Source organism: Amycolatopsis sp. NPDC047767 (genome assembly GCF_040704195.1).
GTDB lineage: Bacteria > Actinomycetota > Actinomycetes > Mycobacteriales > Pseudonocardiaceae > Amycolatopsis.
Window position 1 is genome coordinate 35,454 of record NZ_JBEYSJ010000042.1, and the last position, 17,350, is coordinate 52,803.

General features: G+C 71.8%; 15 protein-coding genes. 12 read left to right on the forward strand and 3 right to left on the reverse strand.

What is annotated here, in order from left to right; translation table 11 throughout:
* Nucleotides 1-2: 2 nt before the first annotated feature.
* Nucleotides 3-824, reverse strand: coding sequence for a creatininase family protein (locus AB0878_RS43125; RefSeq protein ID WP_364046235.1), 822 nt, complete (start codon nucleotides 822-824; stop codon nucleotides 3-5).
* A gap of 92 nt (nucleotides 825-916) precedes the next feature.
* Here AB0878_RS43125 and AB0878_RS43130 point away from each other — a divergent pair, with 92 nt between their 5' ends.
* The 5 genes from AB0878_RS43130 to AB0878_RS43150 all read left to right on the forward strand — a co-directional run bounded on the left by AB0878_RS43130 (nucleotide 917) and on the right by AB0878_RS43150 (nucleotide 7,340).
* On the forward strand, nucleotides 917-2,149 hold the full coding sequence (locus AB0878_RS43130) for an NRAMP family divalent metal transporter (protein ID WP_366587898.1): 1,233 nt from the start codon (nucleotides 917-919) through the stop codon (nucleotides 2,147-2,149).
* 28 nt (nucleotides 2,150-2,177) lie between these two features.
* Nucleotides 2,178-2,942: a putative hydro-lyase gene (locus tag AB0878_RS43135; protein ID WP_366587997.1), complete on the forward strand. Its 765-nt coding sequence runs from the start codon at nucleotides 2,178-2,180 to the stop codon at nucleotides 2,940-2,942.
* A gap of 125 nt (nucleotides 2,943-3,067) precedes the next feature.
* Complete coding sequence (locus tag AB0878_RS43140) at nucleotides 3,068-4,999, forward strand: prolyl oligopeptidase family serine peptidase (RefSeq protein ID WP_366587901.1); 1,932 nt, start codon at nucleotides 3,068-3,070, stop codon at nucleotides 4,997-4,999.
* A 227-nt stretch (nucleotides 5,000-5,226) separates the two neighbouring features.
* The gene (locus AB0878_RS43145; RefSeq protein ID WP_366587904.1) at nucleotides 5,227-6,579 is read left to right on the forward strand and encodes an MFS transporter; all 1,353 of its coding nucleotides are present in this window, start codon (nucleotides 5,227-5,229) and stop codon (nucleotides 6,577-6,579) included.
* Nucleotides 6,576-7,340: an N-acyl homoserine lactonase family protein gene (locus tag AB0878_RS43150; protein ID WP_366587907.1), complete on the forward strand. Its 765-nt coding sequence runs from the start codon at nucleotides 6,576-6,578 to the stop codon at nucleotides 7,338-7,340. Before AB0878_RS43145 ends, AB0878_RS43150 begins: the two co-directional genes overlap by 4 nt.
* Nucleotides 7,341-7,345: 5 nt before the next feature.
* Here the strand turns inward: AB0878_RS43150 and AB0878_RS43155 are convergent, their stop codons facing one another.
* A complete protein-coding gene (locus tag AB0878_RS43155) occupies nucleotides 7,346-8,002 on the reverse strand; it encodes a TetR/AcrR family transcriptional regulator (protein WP_366587910.1) in 657 nt (218 codons plus the stop codon).
* A gap of 94 nt (nucleotides 8,003-8,096) precedes the next feature.
* Here AB0878_RS43155 and AB0878_RS43160 point away from each other — a divergent pair, with 94 nt between their 5' ends.
* Nucleotides 8,097-9,029: a shikimate dehydrogenase gene (locus AB0878_RS43160; protein WP_366587912.1), complete on the forward strand. Its 933-nt coding sequence runs from the start codon at nucleotides 8,097-8,099 to the stop codon at nucleotides 9,027-9,029.
* A complete protein-coding gene (locus tag AB0878_RS43165; RefSeq protein WP_366587915.1) occupies nucleotides 9,016-10,857 on the forward strand; it encodes a TIM barrel protein in 1,842 nt (613 codons plus the stop codon). The genes AB0878_RS43160 and AB0878_RS43165 overlap by 14 nt, the downstream gene beginning before the upstream one ends.
* Nucleotides 10,858-10,863: 6 nt before the next feature.
* Here AB0878_RS43165 and AB0878_RS43170 read toward each other — a convergent pair whose 3' ends face one another.
* Nucleotides 10,864-12,036 (reverse strand): citrate/2-methylcitrate synthase, encoded by a 1,173-nt coding sequence (locus tag AB0878_RS43170; protein ID WP_366587917.1) that lies wholly within the window; start codon nucleotides 12,034-12,036, stop codon nucleotides 10,864-10,866.
* 193 nt (nucleotides 12,037-12,229) lie between these two features.
* On the opposite strand from AB0878_RS43170, the gene AB0878_RS43175 reads away from it, so the two are divergent.
* Genes AB0878_RS43175 through AB0878_RS43195 form a run of 5 tightly spaced genes read left to right on the forward strand, consistent with a single transcriptional unit; the run spans nucleotide 12,230 to nucleotide 17,280 of the window.
* Nucleotides 12,230-13,300, forward strand: coding sequence for an isocitrate/isopropylmalate family dehydrogenase (locus AB0878_RS43175; protein ID WP_366587920.1), 1,071 nt, complete (start codon nucleotides 12,230-12,232; stop codon nucleotides 13,298-13,300).
* A gap of 35 nt (nucleotides 13,301-13,335) precedes the next feature.
* Nucleotides 13,336-14,667, forward strand: coding sequence for an MFS transporter (locus tag AB0878_RS43180; protein WP_366587922.1), 1,332 nt, complete (start codon nucleotides 13,336-13,338; stop codon nucleotides 14,665-14,667).
* Nucleotides 14,664-15,407 carry an MBL fold metallo-hydrolase gene (locus AB0878_RS43185; protein WP_366587924.1) on the forward strand — a complete coding sequence of 248 codons (744 nt, stop codon included), beginning with the start codon at nucleotides 14,664-14,666 and terminating at the stop codon, nucleotides 15,405-15,407. The genes AB0878_RS43180 and AB0878_RS43185 overlap by 4 nt, the downstream gene beginning before the upstream one ends.
* A complete protein-coding gene (locus AB0878_RS43190) occupies nucleotides 15,404-16,441 on the forward strand; it encodes an Ldh family oxidoreductase (RefSeq protein WP_366587926.1) in 1,038 nt (345 codons plus the stop codon). Before AB0878_RS43185 ends, AB0878_RS43190 begins: the two co-directional genes overlap by 4 nt.
* Nucleotides 16,438-17,280, forward strand: a complete 843-nt coding sequence (locus AB0878_RS43195) for an amidohydrolase family protein (RefSeq protein WP_366587928.1) — start codon at nucleotides 16,438-16,440, stop codon at nucleotides 17,278-17,280. The genes AB0878_RS43190 and AB0878_RS43195 overlap by 4 nt, the downstream gene beginning before the upstream one ends.
* Nucleotides 17,281-17,350 lie beyond the last annotated feature (70 nt).

A 17,350-nucleotide genomic window follows, 5' to 3' on the forward strand; every position in this document is an offset into this window, starting at 1 on the left:
GGTCAGTCCTCGCGGCGGCCGATGGGGCCGTCGTACGTGCGCAGCCAGTCGACCAGCTCGCCCAGGCGCCCGACGATGTGGTCGTGGTAACGCTTGCCCTTGTCCTCCGAGAGGCCCTTCGACGAGCTGAACGAGCCGGTCGGGGTGAACGCCCGCTGCTCGTCGCCCGACCAGATGATCTCGACGCCGTCGGGCGCCGGGCCGAACAGGTCGTTGCCGACGAAGCCGCCGAAGACCGCGTCGAAGTCGACGGAGGCGTCGGTGAGGCGGTCGGTGCGGATCTTGCCCGGGTAGCGATAGTGCACGTGAGAGAGCTCGAGCTCACCGGCGTGGTGCTCGTTGGTCTCCTTGATCGTCGGCGAGGCCGACCGCGCCAGGTGCAGCGGGTCCGCGACGGCGAAGAGCACCTCGGGCAGCTCCTCGTCGTGCAGCACGCGCACGGCGCTGTTGAGCGCGGGCAGGTTCGAGCCCTTGTGGCCGTTGAGCAGGATGATGCGGGTGAAGCCGTGGCGCGCGAGGCTGCGGGCGACGTCGCGGATCAGCAGCGTCAGCGTGTCCGGGCGCACCGTGATGGTGCCGGGGAACGCGCCGTGGTGCGACGAGTCGCCGTACCAGATCGGGGGCGCGACCAGCACACCCTTGCGCTCGGCCACGTCCTCGGCCAACGTGATGGCCACGTACGAGTCGACCCCCAGCACACCGGCCGGGCCGTGCTGCTCGGTGCTGCCGATCGGCACGATCACGATCCGCTCGGTTTCCAGGTACGAGCTCACTTCTTCCCAGGTCAGGTCCTGGATCCAGACCGACGGCAGGTTCTCCGCCACGGTGCCTCCCAAATGGTGATACAGGTCGTAAGACGTCAGACGTCTAACTTAAGCTGCGCGGCAACCCCCGCCAATCGGGACCAAGGAGTGGGATGGACAGCGTGACCAGTACCGACACGCAGCAGGCCCGGCCGGGCCGGCTGCGCGTGCCGCCGTTGTTCGGCGCGGCGCTGCTGATGGCCATGAGCGCGGCCGGACCGGGGTTCATTACCCAGACCGCCTCGTTCACCGTGCTCTACGGGGCCTCGTTCGCGTGCGCGGTGGTGGTCTCGATGATCATCGACGTCGCCGTGCAGCTCAACGTGTGGCGCATCCTCGGCATCTCGGGGCAGCGCGCGCAGGACATCGCGAGCAAGGTGTTCCCGGGCGCCGGCCAGGTGCTCACGGTGTTCGTGGTGCTGGGCGCGGTCGTGTTCAACATCGGCAACATCGCCGGCACCGGTCTCGGCCTGCACAACCTGCTGGGCATCGACCCGCGGATCGGCGCCGCGATCAGCGGCATCCTCGCCATCGCGATCTTCCTGGTCCGCTCGGTGCTCACGGCTGTGGACCGCGTGATGGTGGTGCTCGGCTTCGTGAAGATCGCGCTGATCATCGCGCTGGTCGTGGCCACGGCGCCGCCGGTGGGCCAGGCCGCGGTCGGCACCGTCGACCCGAAGGGCCTGCCGTTCCTGCCGATCCTCACGCTGATCGGCGGCACCGTCGGCGGGTTCATCACCTACTCCGGCGCGCACCGCCTGATCGACGCCGGCATCACCGGCGTGGCGAACCTCAAGCGCATCAACCGCGGCGCGTGGACCGGCATCCTCGTGGCCTGCGTGCTGCGGATCGTGCTGTTCCTCGGCTTCTTCGGCGTGGTCGCGACCGGCGCGACGCTGGCGAACAAGAACGACGCCGCGGGCTCGGCCTTCCTGTCGGCGTTCGGCACGGTGGGGCTGCACCTGTTCGGCCTGGTGTTCTGGGCCGCCGGGATGACGAGCGTGATCGGCAACTCCTACACCACCGCCACGTTCCTGCAGTCCTACGTCAAGCCCGTGCGCACGCACTTCAACCGCGCGGTGATCGTGCTGATCGGCCTCGCGACGATCGTGTTCATCGCCGCGGGCCAGACGCCGCAGTCGATGCTGGTGTTCGCCGGCGCGATCAACGGGCTCGTGCTGCCCATCGGCCTGGCCATCATCCTGTGGGTGGCGCTGCGCCGCCGCGACCTGATCGCGGGCTACCGCTACCCGAAGGTGCTGCTCGGCGTCGGCATCGCCGCCTGGCTGTTCACCGCGTACGCCGCCGTCGAATCCCTCACCTCACTCGGTTCGATCTTCTCCTGAGGAGCTGCTGATGACTGTCACCCCCGCCCTGAGCCCGGCCGAATCCCGCGAAGCCTTCCGCGGCGGCCTGCGCGTGCCCACCGCCGGCTGGGCGCCCGGCTATGCCCAGGCGAACATGATCATCGTGCCGCGCGAGTACGCCTACGACGCGCTCCTGTTCGGCCAGCGCAACCCCAAGCCGTGCCCGATCATCGGCGTCACCGACACCGGCAGCCCCCACACCGACCTCGCGCCCGGCGCCGACCTGCGCACCGACCTCGGCGCCTACCGCGTCTGGCGCGACGGCGAGCTGGTCGACGAGCCGGACGACGTGCTGGAGTACTGGAACGACGACCTCGTCTCGTTCCTCATCGGCTGCAGCTACACGTTCGAGACGCCCATGGTCGCCGCGGGTATCGAGGTCCGCCACATCAGCAAGGGCCAGAACGTCTCGATGTACAAGACGACCCGCGAGTGCGCCCCCGCCGGCCGCCTGAGCGGCCCCATGGTCGTCTCGATGCGCCCGATCGCCGCCGACCGCGTCGCCGACGCCGTGCGCATCTCCGGCCAGTTCCCCGCCGTGCACGGCGCGCCGGTCCACATCGGAGCACCCGAGGCGCTCGGCATCGAGGACCTGTCGAAGCCCGACTTCGGTGACCCGGTGGAGATCCGCGAGGGCGAGGTTCCGGTGTTCTGGGCGTGCGGCGTCACCCCGCAGGCCGCGATCATGCAGTCGAAGCCGCCGTTCGCGATCACGCACGCGCCGGGGTACATGTTCGTCACCGACGTGCCGGATTACACGTACGCCGTGTGAGGCGGTGCGCGATCCGGCAGTGTGCGACCGGCTGTGTGCGACCGGCTGTGTGCGATCCGGCAACGCCGCGGGGCAACGGGTGCAACGTGGCCCCCGGCGTGCGGGAGATCGGCTAGCGTGGCGCCGTGCAGATCTCCGAGTTCGGTTCCTGGGCCACGCCGTTCACCGCGAGCCTGATCACGCAGAGCGCCGTGCGCGTCACGGATGTGCGGGCGGACGCCGGCGCCGTGGTGTGGTCGGAGGCGCGGCCGGGCGAGGGCGGGCGGGTGCAGCTCGTGCGGCGCGAAGCCGACGGAAGCACCACCGACCTGCTGCCGGACGGGTTCGGGGCGCGCACGAGCGTGCACGAGTACGGCGGGGCCGACTGGTGGGTGCGCGACGGCGTGGTGTGGTTCGCCAACTGGGCCGACCAGCGGCTCTACCGTCTCGGCCGCGATGGCGAGCCGGAAGCCGTCACCCCCGAGCCCGAGGTGCCGCGCGGTGACCGGTACGCCGACGGCGACCTGACCGCCGACGGGACGCGCCTGGCGGTGGTGCGGGAGCACCACCCCGAAACCGGCCAGGGCGCGGCCGATGTGCGCAACGAGATCGTGCTGCTCACCGAAAACGCCGAGCCCGAGGTGCTCGTGTCCGGCCCGGACTTCGTCGCGAGCCCGCGGTTCTCGCCCGACGCGGGGAAGCTCGCGTGGGTCGCGTGGAACCACCCGGACATGCCGTGGGACTCGACCGAGCTGCGGGTGCGCGACCTGGCCACCGGCGAGGAGACCGTGGTCGCGGGCGGGCCGGGGGAGTCGGTGTCCGAACCGCGCTGGCACGCCGACGGCACCCTGTACTTCCTGTCCGACCGCACCGGCTGGTGGAACCTCTACCGGCTCGGCCAGAGCGGCATCGTCGAGCCGGTGGTCGTGCTCGACGCCGAGATCGGCGTGCCGGCCTGGGGCCTGGGCACGGGCCGGTACGTGGTGCTGGCCGACCACCGCGTGGTGTTCGCCCGCTGGTCCGGCGGCATCGACGGGCTCGCGATCGCGAGCCCGGACGGCACCGTGACCGACCTCGACACCCCGTTCACCGCGATCAGCGCGCTGCGGCCGGCCGGCGACGACGAGCTGCTCCTCCTCGCCGGTTCACCCACCGCCGAGCCGAGCGTGTACACGCTGACCGCCGACGGCAAGGTCGCCACCGTGCGCGAGCCCCGCGACACCGGCATCGGCGCCGAATACGTGTCCGCGCCCGAGGCGATCGACTTCCCGTCGGGTGACCGCGTGTCCCACGCGCTGTTCTACCCACCCGCGAACCCGGACTTCGAGGGGCCCGCGGGGTCGAAGCCGCCGGTCGTCGTGGTCGTCCACGGTGGACCGACGTCGCACGCGGTTCCCGTGCTGTCGCTCGGAATCCAGTACTGGACCAGCCGCGGCTTCGGCGTCGTGGACGTGAACTACGCGGGTTCCACCGGTTTCGGCCGCGCCTACCGCGAGGAACTCCACGGCACGTGGGGCATCCTCGACGTCGCCGACTGCATCGCGGCCGTCCGCTGGCTCGCCGCCGAAGGCCGCGTCGACGGCGGCAAGCTCCTCATCCGCGGCGGCTCGGCCGGCGGGTACACGGTGCTGGCCGCCCTCTCGCGCGCCGACACGCCGTTCGCCGCGGGCACCGATCTCTTCGGCGTCGCGGACCTCCAGGCGCTCGCGGCCGACACGCACAAGTTCGAGAGCCGCTACCTCGACCGCCTGATCGGCCCGTACCCCGAGATGCGCGACGTGTACGTCGACCGCTCGCCGATCCAGCACATCGACGCCTTCACCCGGCCCCTGCTCGTCCTCCAGGGCGCCGACGACCCCGTGGTGCCGCCCAACCAGTCGGAGCTCATCGTCGACGCCCTGCGCTCGCGCAAGGTGCCCGTCGCCTACCTCCTCTTCGAAGGCGAGCAGCACGGCTTCCGCCGCGCGGAGAACATCCACCGGTCACTCGACGCGGAGCTGAGCTTCTACAGCCAGATCCTCGGCTTCGACCTCCCTGAGGGCGAGGACATCGAGCCGGTCGAGGTCGAGAACCTCTAGCGCGAGCCCGAGCACGCCCCGGAAACCCCTGGCCACCACGGGTTTCCGGGGCGTTTCGCGTACCCTCCACAAAGGATCGATCCGCGATCCGTGGAACCCGGCCGCCGCCGATCCCGCGCCGAAACTCGTCCTTGACAACCTCGGGTGCGCCCTTCACCCTCTCTAATTAACCGCACGGTACATTAGCCGTCGGGCGAGGCAACGGCGCACCGCAGAAGGAGACAAACGTGAACGGTCGAGCAGATCGAGCGGCGCCCGCCGCGGGCCGGCCCGCGAAAGCGGCGCTCGCCGCCTGGATCGGCAGCGCGCTCGAGTACTACGACTTCTTCATCTACGGCACCGCCGCCGCGCTGGTCTTCGGCAAGATCTTCTTCCCGGCGTCCTCACTGGCCGCGGGCACGCTGCTCGCGCTCTCGACGTTCGGCGTCGGCTACGTCACGCGCCCGCTCGGCGCGTTGCTGCTCGGCCACCTCGGCGACCGGTTCGGCCGCAAACGCGTGCTCATCGCGACACTGCTGCTCATGGGCCTGTCCACGGTGCTCGTCGGCTGCCTGCCCAGCTACGAGGCACTCGGCGTCGCGTCGCCGGTGCTGCTCGTCGTTCTTCGGCTGCTGCAAGGACTTTCCGCGGGTGGCGAGCAGGCCAGCGCCAACTCCATGAGCCTCGAACACGCGCCGGAGAACCGCCGCGCGTACTACACGAGCTTCACCCTCAGCGGCACGCAGGCCGGGCAGATCGTGGCCACGGCCGTGTTCCTGCCCGTCGCCGCGCTGCCGCAGGACGCGCTGCTGTCGTGGGGCTGGCGCGTGCCGTTCTGGCTCAGCGCCGTGATGGTCGCGGTCGGGTACTTCATCCGCCGCTCGGTGGAGGAGACGCCGGTGTTCCGCGAGGAGGTCGCCGCCGGCGAGGTCGTCCGGCTGCCGCTGGCGGTGCTGCTGCGCGACCACTGGGCCGACGTCCTGCGCGTGATCGTCGCCGCGCTCATCGCCTCGGTCAGCACGATCTTCACCGTCTACGCCTTGAGTTACGCCGTGAACACGGTGGGGCTGAACAAAACGCCGATGCTGTGGGTCGGGGTGCTCGCCAACGTCGCGGCCGTGATCTCGATCCCGCTGTGGGCCAAGCTGTCCGACCGCAAGGGCCGCAAGAAGATCTTCATCGCGGGCTCGCTCGGCTGCGCGGTCCTCATCTTCGGCTACCTCGGCGCGATCGCCGCCGGCAGCTACGTGTGGATCTTCGTGCTCGGCATCGGCATGTTCGGCATCGTCTACACGGCCACGAGCGCCATCTGGCCCTCGTTCTACGGCGAGATGTTCCCGGCCCGCGTGCGCCTGTCGGGCACCGCGATCGGCACGCAGATCGGCTTCGCCATCAGCGGTTTCCTGCCGAGCGTGGCGGCGGCCGTCGCCGGGGACGGGCGGGGCGCGTGGCTCGGCGTCGCGATCTTCACCGCCGGGCTGTGCGTGGTCAACGCGATCGCCGTGGCCACCGGCCGCGAGACTTACCGCGTCCCGACCGCGTTGCTGGGCCTGAAGAACACGCCGGCGCGGCAGGCGAGTGAGGTCGGCGTCCAGCAGTGAGCACGTTCGAGGTCCACGCCCTGTGCTACGCCCGGCGCGACGGCGTCCGCGGAGACCACTTCCTGGGCCACAGCAAGGATTCCGCCGAGCCGCACCCGACGGCGTACTACGTGTGGCTCGCCGTCTCCCCGCAGCACACGGTGCTCGTCGACGCCGGGATGCGTCCGGAACGCGCGGCGGAGGTGCCCGGGCTGGACTACGCCGACCCGGTGGAGCTGCTCGCGGAGCTCGGCGTCGAGCCCACGGGCGTGGACCACGTGGTGCTCACCCACCTGCACTACGACCACGCCGGCCGGGCGAGCGCCTTCCCGGACGCGACCCACGTCGTCCAGCAGTCCGAAATGGACTATTGGACCGGTCCGTGGGCCCGGCGCATCACGCGGGAGAAGTGGCTGCTGGACGAGGTCGAGCTGCACCGGCTCCAGGCCGGCGACCGGCTGCGGCTCGTCGACGGCGACGCCGACGTCGTGCCCGGCCTCAGCGTCCACCTCGTCGGCGGGCACACCGCCGGCACGCAGGTGGTGCGGATCGCCACCGCGGCCGGCCAGCTCGTGGTCGCCTCCGACGCCAGCCACTTCTACGAGAACCTCGAAGCCGACCACCCGGCGCCGCTGCTGCACTCGACCACCGACGTGTACGGCGCCTTCGACCGCATCCGGGAGCTGGCCGGGCCGTCGGGGATCTTCCTGCCCGGCCACGACCCGCGCGTGCTCGACCGCTACCCGGCAGACCCGTCGGGCCGGATCGCGAGGATCGCGTGAGGGCCTCAGCTCGCGGTCAGGTAGCTCACGAGCAGGTCGCCGAGCATGCGCCGGTGGTGTTCGCGCGTGGCCGGGTCGAGCAGGTCGCGGCCGAAGATCGCGTTGAACGTGTAGCGGTTCGCGGTGCGGAACACGCAGAACGCGCTGATGGCCATGTGCACGTCGAGCGCGTCCACGTCGTCGCGGAAGAGCCCGGCCGCGCGGCCGCGTTCGAGGATGCGGGTGAGCACGTCGAGCGCGGGGTTGGCGAGCGTCGACAGCGTGGTGGAGCGCGCGATGTGCTCGGCGCGGTGGATGTTCTCGATGCTCACCAGCCGCACGAAGCCGGGGTGGGACTCGTGGTGGTCGAAGGTGAGCTCGGCGAGCTGGCGGATCGCGTCGACCGGGTCGAGGTGGTCGACGTCGAGCTCCTGCTCCAGCGACCGGATCACCGTGTAGGCCCGCTCCAGCACCGTGACGAAGAGCTGGTCCTTGCTGGTGAAGTAGTAGTAGATCATCCGCTTGGTGGTGCGGGTCTTCGCCGCGATCTCCTCCACGCGGGCGCCGTCGTAGCCCTTCTCGGCGAACTCCGCGGCGGCGACGTCGAGGATCTCGGCCTTGGTCCGCTCGGCGTCGCGGGTGCGGTCTTTCCCGGCGGCGTCTTCCGGCGACGGTGCGGCCACGGACGTCCCTTCTCCCTCCGGATGGATCTCGCCCCACTGTAGGCCGTTTCGCGACAAACCCGCCCGGCGCCACCGGCCCGTCGAAAGGAAACCTGTGTACCCAGCCACGGTCGTGGACGCGGTCCGCGAGCACGCCCGCCGCTCCGGCCCGGGCACCGTGCTCGCCGGGCTCGTCGGTTCGGGCATCGGCCCGTCGCTGAGCCCGCCGCTGCACGAGACCGAGGCCGCCCGGCTCGGCGTGCGGCTCGCGTACGGCCGCTTCGACCTCGACGACTGGGGCCTGCCCGCGAGCGCCGCGGGCGAGGTGGTGGCCGCCGCGCGCGCCGCGGGCTACGCCGGGCTCAACGTGACGCACCCGTGCAAGCAGGTCGTGCTGGACCACCTCGACGAGCTGTCGGCCGACGCCGCCGCGCTCGCCGCCGTGAACACCGTGGTGTTCCGCGAAGGCACGGCGGCCGGGCACAACACCGACTGGTCCGGCTTCGCCCGCGGCCTCGAAACGGGGCTGCCGGGGGTGCCGCTGGGGTCCGTCGTGCTGCTGGGCGCGGGCGGCGCCGGTGCGGCCGTCGCCCACGGCCTGCTGACGCTCGGCGCGGGCCGGGTGCGCGTGCTCGACCTGGACACCACGCGGGCCGAGGCGCTCGCCCTCGCATTGCAGGCGCGGTTCGGTGCGCAGCGGGCTTCGGCCGGCGGATCGGTGGCGTCGGCGCTGGCCGGCGCCGACGGTCTGGTCCACGCCACCCCCGTCGGCATGGCCGCGCACCCGGGCCTGCCGCTGCCGGCCGAGCTGCTCGATCCGCGGCTGTGGGTCGCGGAGGTCGTGTACCGGCCACTGGAGACTGAGCTCGTGCGCGTCGCCGCCGCGCGCGGCTGCCGCGTGCTCGACGGCGGCCGGATGGCCGTGTTCCAGGCCGCCGACGCACTCGCGCTGTTCACCGGCGCCGAACCCGACGCCGCCCGCATGCGGCGGCACTTCGACCGCCTCGCCTCCCCAGGGGAAAGGGAACCCGCCGATGTCCTCGACTGAAACCCGCGCCCTCGAAAATCGCGCCCTCGAAAACCGCCGCGCGATCGCCACCGTCTGCCTGTCCGGCACGCTCGAGGACAAGCTCACCGCCGCCGCGGCTGCCGGGTTCGACGGCGTGGAGATCTTCGAGAACGACCTGATCGCCTCGCCGTGGTCGCCGAAACAGGTGCGCGAGCACTGCGCGGACCTCGGCCTGACGGTGGACCTCTACCAGCCGTTCCGCGACTTCGAGGCCGTGGCGCCCACCGTGCTCGCGGCGAACCTGCGCCGCGCGGAGCTCAAGTTCGACGTGATGGAACAGCTCGGCGCCGACACGATGCTCGTGTGCTCCTCGGTGTCCCCGGACGCCGTCGACGACGACGATCTCGCCGCCGAACAGCTGCACACCCTGGCCGAGCGCGCCGCCGCGCGCGGGCTGCGGATCGCGTACGAAGCCCTGGCGTGGGGCCGGTTCGTGAACACCTACGAGCACTCGTGGCGGATCGTGCGCCGCGCCGCGCACCCCGCGCTGGGGCTGTGCCTCGACAGCTTCCACATCCTGTCCCGGGGCAGCGATCCCGCGGCGATCCGCACGATCCCGGGCGAGAAGCTGTTCTTCCTCCAGCTGGCCGACGCGCCGCGGCTGGAGATGGACGTGCTGCAGTGGAGCCGCCACCACCGGCTCTTCCCGGGCCAGGGCGCGTTCGACCTCACGGCTTTCACCGGCCACGTGCGCGCGGCCGGCTATGACGGGCCCCTGTCGCTGGAGGTGTTCAACGACGTGTTCCGCCAGGCCGACCCCGGCCCGGCCGCCGTCGACGCCATGCGATCGCTGCTGGCACTGGAGGAATCGCTCGGCGCGACGACGCTGCCGCCCGCCCCGGCGCTGAGCGGCCACGCGTTCACGGAGATCGCCACGGCCGGCACCGACGTCGAGCAGGCGTTGGCGGCGCTCGGCTTCGCGCACGCCGGGCAGCACCGGACCAAACCCGTCGCGCTGTGGCAGCAGGGCGAAGCGCGGATCCTCGTGAACTCGGCCGGATCCGACCCGGGGGCCTCCGTGGCCGCGCTGGCGGTGGAGAGCGCCGACCCGGTGGCCTCGGCCGACCGCGCGCAGCGGCTGCTCGCGCCGGTGCTGCCGCGCACGCACAGCGCGGGGGAGGCCGACCTGTCCGCGGTCGCCGCGCCCGACGGCACCTCGGTGTTCTTCTGCCGTACCGGTCCCGGCGACAGCTGGCTGGACGATTTCGCCGCCGTGGCGGGAAAAGCCGCGGACGCCGGAGTCACGGGCGTCGACCACGTCTCGCTGACGCAGCCGTTCGACCACTTCGACGAGGCCGCGCTGTTCTACCGCGCGGTGCTCGGCCTCGAACCCGACCCGGTCACGGAGTTCGCCGCGCCGTTCGGTCTCGTGCGCAGCCGCACGGTGAGCGGCGGAACCGAGCGCGGCACCGTGCGCCTGGCCCTGGACTCCGCCCTGCTGCGCCGCGGCGACTGGGCCCCGGGCGTACGCGAACCGCAGCACATCGCCTTCACCACGGCCGACGCGCTCGCCAGCGCCCGCGTGATGCTCGAACTCGGCGCCCCGCTCCTGCCGATCCCCGGCAACTACTACGACGACCTCGACGCCCGCCTCGCCCCGCCGCCGGACCTGCTCGACGCCCTGCGGGCCCACTCGATCCTCTACGACCGCGACGACCACGGCGGCGTCCTGCTGCACTTCTTCACCGAGATCCTCGGCGGGCGCGTGTTCTTCGAGGTCCTGCAACGCATCGACGGCTACGCGGGCTACGGTGCCGGCAACGCCCCCGTCCGCATGGCCGCCCACCGCCGCAGCCGCCTCGGCTGAGTGTCCTCACTGGACGGTGTAGGTCTCCAGTGAGTGCGCGATCCACCCGGCCGTGCGGGCGATCACGAACACCGCCTCCCCGGCGCCTTCGGCCATGCCGTGGACGAAACACAAGGCGCCCAACGCGAACTCGACGTTCGGCTCGAGATCGCGGCGGCGGCGCACGAGGTCGATGGCCCCTTCGACGATCGCGAGCCGTTCGGGGTCGGCAGGCGCCTCGGCCAGCAGGCGCAGCAGCTCCGAGGCGCGGGGATCGGCACTGCGGTAGCGCGGTTGCCCGAAGCCGGACAGCCGGTCGCCGCGCAGCAGGCGTTGTTCGAGCACCCGGGAAACCGAAGCGGGCGAAGCGATGTCGTTCAGCCACGCCTGCACGGCCAGTGACGACCCACCGCCCAGCAACAGTCCACTCGCGACACTCATGCCCGCGAGCACGGCCGAGTACGGGTCCGCCGCCTTGGCCGCGGCCTCGCGCACCGCGCGCGTCGACGGGCCGAGACCGTGGTCGGCCAGCAGGACCAGGGCGGCCGAGAGCACCGCGAGCCGTTCCGGTGTCGCGGGTTCCGCGGTGAGCCGGCCCCACAGCCGCTCGGCGATGGGCCGGCCGCCCTCGCACACCGCGCCCGGCTGCGGCAGCGACTCCACGAACGCGGGCGCCATCGTGCGCGCCGCGGAGAGCACCGAGGGCACGGACAGGTCGTAGCGGAACGAGTCGCGCGCGCCGAGCAGCGTCGCGGTGACCTTGAGCCGGTCGAGCGGCAGGCTGCTCGCCGGCATGGTGTCCTGCAGCCGGTGGATGGCCGAGACCAGCTCCGGTTCGAGGTCCCGTGCGGGCGCCACGTCGGGCTGCTCCCACAGCAGCTCGGCCACCTCTTCGTACGACGCCGTGCGCGCGAGCTCCACGGCGTCGCGCTCGCGGTAGAGCAGCGTGTCGCCGTCGAGGCGCGCGACCTGGCTGGTGTCGGCCGAGACCGCCGGCTCGTCGTCGTGCAGGAGCGTGCGGGTGCCCTTCCGCTGTCCGAAGCCTTCGACCTCGCTGCGCGAGAGCCAGCTGCGCCGGTCGCGGGGGAGCCGGTGGCGCTTCAGCAGGCCCCGGCTGATGTAGGCGTACACCGTGCTCTGCTTGACCCCGAGGACGTCGGCTGCCTCGGCGATCGACAGCACCTCAGTGTCGGTGCTCACGACTGGTGCCCCCTCCTCTGTCGGCGATCTCGTGCCGCGGTGACGATTCGCGGCGAGTCTAGTGACCGCCAATGCTTGTCACGGAACAGAAACATCGGGTTGACAACGGATTCCGGACCGGCCTACGGTCTCGTCGTTCTCGTCAATGTTGATGCTCAATGTTGATTATATTGATTTTCGAGGTGGAACGCCAGTGCAGGTTCACGACATCGCCGTCATCCGAGGGGACGGGATCGGTCCCGAGCTGGTCGACGCCGCGCTCACCGTGCTGGGCGCGGTCACGGCCAAGGGCGGCTTCGAGCTGCGCTACACCGACGTCGACGCCGGCGCCGACACCTACCGCCGCACCGGCGTGGCCTGCTCACCCGAAGACCTCGAATACCTGCGCACCGCTGTCGCGGCCACGCTCAAGGGCCCGGTCGGCCTGCCCGACGTGCGCTTCCCCGACGGCACCGAGGCCGGCCTGCTCGGCGGCATCCTGCGCATCGGGCTCGACGCGTACGCCAACGTCCGCCCCGCGCTGCTGCTGCCCGGCGTCACGTCGGCGCTGGGCGGGGTGGCGGCCGGAGGCATCGACTACGTCATCGTCCGCGAGAACACCGAAGGGCTCTACGCTTCGCGCGGCAAGGGCGTCGGCAACCGCTGGGCCGTGTCCGACACGCTCATGACCACCCGTGAGGGCACGCTGCGCATCTGCCGGCGCGCCTTCGAGCTCGCGGCCGCCCGCGGCGGCGCACCCAGCGACGGCAAGCACCGCGTGACCTGCGTGGACAAGAGCAACGTGCTGCGCAGCCACGCGCTGTTCCGCGAGATCTTCTTCGAAGTCGCCGCCGACTTCCCGGACATCGAGACCGAGGTCCTCTACGCCGACGCCGCGGCCCAGGCCCTGGTGCTGCGCCCCGGCGACTTCGACGTGCTGGTGATGGAGAACTTCCTCGGCGACGTGCTCAGCGACCTCGGCGGCGCGACCGTCGGCGGCATCTCGCTGTGCGGCTCCGGCAACATCGGCGACGTCAGCGCGTACTTCGAACCCATCCACGGCAGCGCGCCCTCGATCGCGGGCAAGGGCCTCGCGAACCCGATCGGGCAGATCCTCGCCGCCGCGATGATGCTCGACCACCTGCACCACACCGCCGAGGGTGACCTCGTGCGCGCGGCCGTCGCCGGCGCGCTCGAGGCCGGCGACATCCGCATCCGGCCGGACGGCTCGGCGACGGGCGGTCCCGCGGCCGTCGCCGAAGCGGTCGCGGCGCGGCTCACCTGACTCCTTTCCCGATGAAGAGAACGGAAACACCCGTCATGAACACGGAGCTCGAGTTCACCGGCGCCCGCCGGCGCCGCATCATCATCGCGGCCTCGGCGGGCAACTTCGCCGAGTGGTACGACTGGGGCGTCTACGGCGTGGTCGCCACGATCATCGCCGCGAAGTTCTTCCCCGGCAACGACCCCGCCGTGGCGCTGCTCAACACTTACGCCGTGTTCGCGCTCGGCTACATCGCCCGCCCCATCGGCGGCATCTTCTTCGGCTGGATCGGCGACAAGTACGGCCGCCGCCGCGCGCTGTCGATCTCGATCCTGTTCACGTGCTTCGGCACCGCGCTCATGGGCGTGCTGCCCACCTATGCGCAGATCGGCCTGCGGGCGCCGGTGCTGCTGCTCGTGTGCCGGCTCGCGCAGTCGATGGGCGCGGGCGGCGAGTACGCGAGCGCGATCAGCTTCGTGTTCGAGCACAGCCCGGCCGCCAAACGCGCTCGCAACGTGAGCACGCTGATCGCCACCACGTTTATCGGGATCCTTTGTGGATCACTCCTCGCGCGCGTGTTCTCGAGCATCCTGACCAAGGACGAGTACCAGACGTTCGGCTGGCGCATCCTGTTCCTCGTCGGCCTGCCGCTGGCCGCGTTCGGTGTGTACCTGCGCTCGAAGGTCGAGGAGAGCCCGGAGTTCGAGCTGCTGGTCAAGGCGCGCGAGAAGGCGAAGGCCGCCGCCACGCCGCTGCGCGACGCCCTGCGCCTGCACTGGGTGCCGATCGTCGTCTTCATCGTCTGCACCGCGAGCTACGCGCTGCTGAGCACCACCATCACGTCGTTCCTCACCACGTTCCTCATCAACGTCGGCAAGCTCGACAGCACCGAGGCCTACAACGCGACGATCGTGAGCAACGTGCTCGTCATCATCGGCACGCTCGTGATGGGGCCGGTGGCGGACAAGATCGGGCTGCGCAAGGCGTTGAGCCTCACCGGGCTCGTGGTCGCGATCCTCGCGGTGCCGTCGCTGGCGCTCGCCGCGGGTGGCGGGGTCGGCGCGTTCACCGGCGGCGCGCTCATCGGTGCCTGCAAGGGCCTGCTCGCGCTGCCGGCGCTGCTCGCGATCAGCCAGATCTTCCCGACGGCCGTGCGCGTCACGGCGGGGGCGCTCGCCTACAACGTGGCGCAGGCCGTGTTCGGCGGCACCGGTCCGATCATCGGTGTGTGGCTCAACGACGTGACCGGCGGCCCGTACGGCCTCGGTGTGTACCTGGCGGTGCTCGGCCTGATCACGGCGGTCGTCTCGTTCTACGCCCGGCGGACCTTCGACCACGACGAGGCCGTGGTCCCCGTCGCCGACACGGTTTCCCCGGAGGCGCGGTGAACATCCTTCCGCTGACCCAGGGCTACCCCGGGAAAAGCACGCAGCACGGCGGGCTCGGCTGGAGCAGCGTCACCCTCGTGCGCCACGGCGAACGGCTGATCCTGGCCGACACGGGCTCGTTCGGAATGCGCTCTCTGCTCGCGCAGCGGCTGGCCGAACACGGCGTGGAACCGGGTGAGGTCACCGACATCCTGCTCACGCACGCGCACTACGACCACGCCGCGAACTACCTGCTCTTCCCGTCGGCCACCGTGTGGGTGGGCGCGGCGGAGCTGGAGTGGGCGGCCGGGCGCGAGCCGGGGTTCGACCCGTTGCCGGAGCTGTACGCCGCCGATCTCGCTCGTAATCCGCGCACCCGGCGGGTGAGCGAAGACGGCGAGATCTTCCCCGGCGTGGAGGCGTTCGCCGCGGCCGGGCACACGCCGGGCTCGCTGGTGTTCCGAGTGGCCGGTTCCGTGCTGTTCAGCGGCGACGCCGCGAAGAACCGCGCGGAGCTGCTGGGCGGTGATGTCGACATGACGCTCGACCGCGAGGCGAGCCGCGCGTCCGTGCACAAGATCCTCACCCTGTGGCGGGAACACCCGGACACGCTGCTCGTGCCGGGCCACGACGTGCCGATGCTGTGGCACGACGGCCCTGTTTACACGGACACCCGGCGAGCCGGGATCCGTTCGTGGTTCGGCGAAGACCTCGCCGCGACCACCGAGTTCGACCTGACCGAAGGAGAAGGACACCGATGACCGGCGACACCCAGATCACCGCCGAGGACCTGCGCGGGCTGGCGGCTCGCGCGCTGGCGGGGAACGGGATGTCCGAAGAGGACTCCGCGCGCGTCGCCGACGTGCTGGTGCTCGCCGACCTCTTCGGCATCCGCACGCACGGCGTCGCGCGGATCCCGCAGTACCTCGACCGCGCGCGCCTCGGCGGCGTCGACCTCCACGCGAAGGTGGCGGTGGACCAGGTCGCGCCGGCGTTGTCCCGGGTGGACGGTGCCAACGGCATCGGGCCACTCGTCGGTTCGCACGCGCTGGACGCGGCGCTGGCCTCGGCCCGGGCGACCGGTCTCGGCGCGGCCTTCGTGCGCGGCAGCAACCACTTCGGTCCGGTGATGCCGTACCTGTTCCGCGCGGCGGAGCAGGGGTTCGCGGCGATCATCGCGAGCAACGCGACCACCACCATCGCCCCGTGGGGCGGCCGCGAGGCGCGGCTGGGCAATAACCCGCTCGGCATCGGCGTGCCCACCCCCGGCGGGGACCCGGTGCTGCTGGACATCGCGATGAGCGTGGCGGCGCGGGCGAAGATCCGCGCGGCCGCGGCGGCGGGGGAGTCCATTCCGGACACCTGGGCCACCGACCGCGACGGCAAGCCGACGACGGATCCCGCGGCCGCGCTGGACGGCTTCCTGCAGCCGCTGGGCGGGCACAAGGGGTACGGCCTGTCGGTGATGGTCGACCTGTTCGCCGGGGTGCTCTCAGGCGCGGGCTATCTCACGCGCATCAGCTCGTGGAGCGTCGATCCGGAGCGGCCGCAGAACCTGGGCCACGTGTTCTTCCTGATCGACACGGCGAAGCTCGTGCCCGCTGCCGAGCTGACGTCCCGGATGGACGATTTCGCTTCCGTCCTGCACACCACGCCGCCCGCGGACCCGGCGCAGCCCGTGCGGCTGCCGGGTGAGTTCGAGCTCGCGCGCTACCACCGGCAGCTGCGTGACGGCGTCCCCGTGGACGACGGGGTGCTGGCCCGGCTGTCCGAGTTCGCGGGCGCCGTGCGGTGACGACGGTGCCCTCCGGTTCGTGCGACTGTCACGTGCACGTCTTCGACCCGCGGTTCCCCTACGCCGCGGACCGGGCCTACACCCCCGGCCCGGCGAGCGGTGAGCAGCTGGACGAGCTGCACTGGCGGCTCGGTGTGAGCCGGGCGGTGCTCGTGCAGCCGAGCCCGTACGGCACGGACAACTCGTGCCTGCTCGCGCAGCTGCGCGTCCGGGGCGACCGGGCGCGGGGTGTGGTGGTGTTCGACCCCGCTGCCCCGGCGCCGCTGGGGGAGTGGCACGCCCTGGGGGTGCGCGGGGCGCGGGTGAACCTGGCGACGTTCGCGGTCGACGACCCGGCCGTGGCCCTGGCGCCACTGCGCGCGACCGCGGCGGCCATCGCGGACCTCGGCTGGCACCTGCAGGTGTTCACGGAGCTGTCCGTGGTCGCGGCGCTGGCCGACGACCTCGCGCGACTGCCGGTGCCCGTCGTCCTCGACCACTTCGCGCTCGCTTCGCCCGACCTCGGTCAGCCGGGCCTGCCGGAGCTGACCGACCTCCTGCGATCCGGTGCGGCGTACGTCAAGCTCTCTGCGCCGCACCGGATTTCCACGGCTGCCGACCACGCGGACGTCGGGCCGCTCGTGGACGCTTTGGTCGCCGCCGCGCCGGACCGGTTGCTGTGGGGCACCGACTGGCCCCACACCGGTGGCCGGCCGCGTACTCCGGGCAACCGCCTGAGCGTCGAGCCGTTCGAGCCGGTCGACGACGCGCGGGCACTGGCCCGGCTGCTCGACTGGACCGGCCCGGAGGTGGGCCGGCGGATCCTGGTCGACAACCCGGTCGGGTTGTACGGGTTCTGAAGGGGGTGGTGTCCGTCTCACTCGACGGGCGCGCACGGGACGGGCGAGCTAAGTTGCGCGGAACAACCCT

Coding starts and splice junctions, on each gene's coding strand:
- AB0878_RS43165 (WP_366587915.1), top strand. CDS start 9,016: ATGTCCTCGACTGAAACCCGCGCCCTCGAAAATCGCGCCCTCGAAAAC.
- AB0878_RS43180 (WP_366587922.1), top strand. CDS start 13,336: ATGAACACGGAGCTCGAGTTCACCGGCGCCCGCCGGCGCCGCATCATC.
- AB0878_RS43130 (WP_366587898.1), top strand. CDS start 917: ATGGACAGCGTGACCAGTACCGACACGCAGCAGGCCCGGCCGGGCCGG.
- AB0878_RS43190 (WP_366587926.1), top strand. CDS start 15,404: ATGACCGGCGACACCCAGATCACCGCCGAGGACCTGCGCGGGCTGGCG.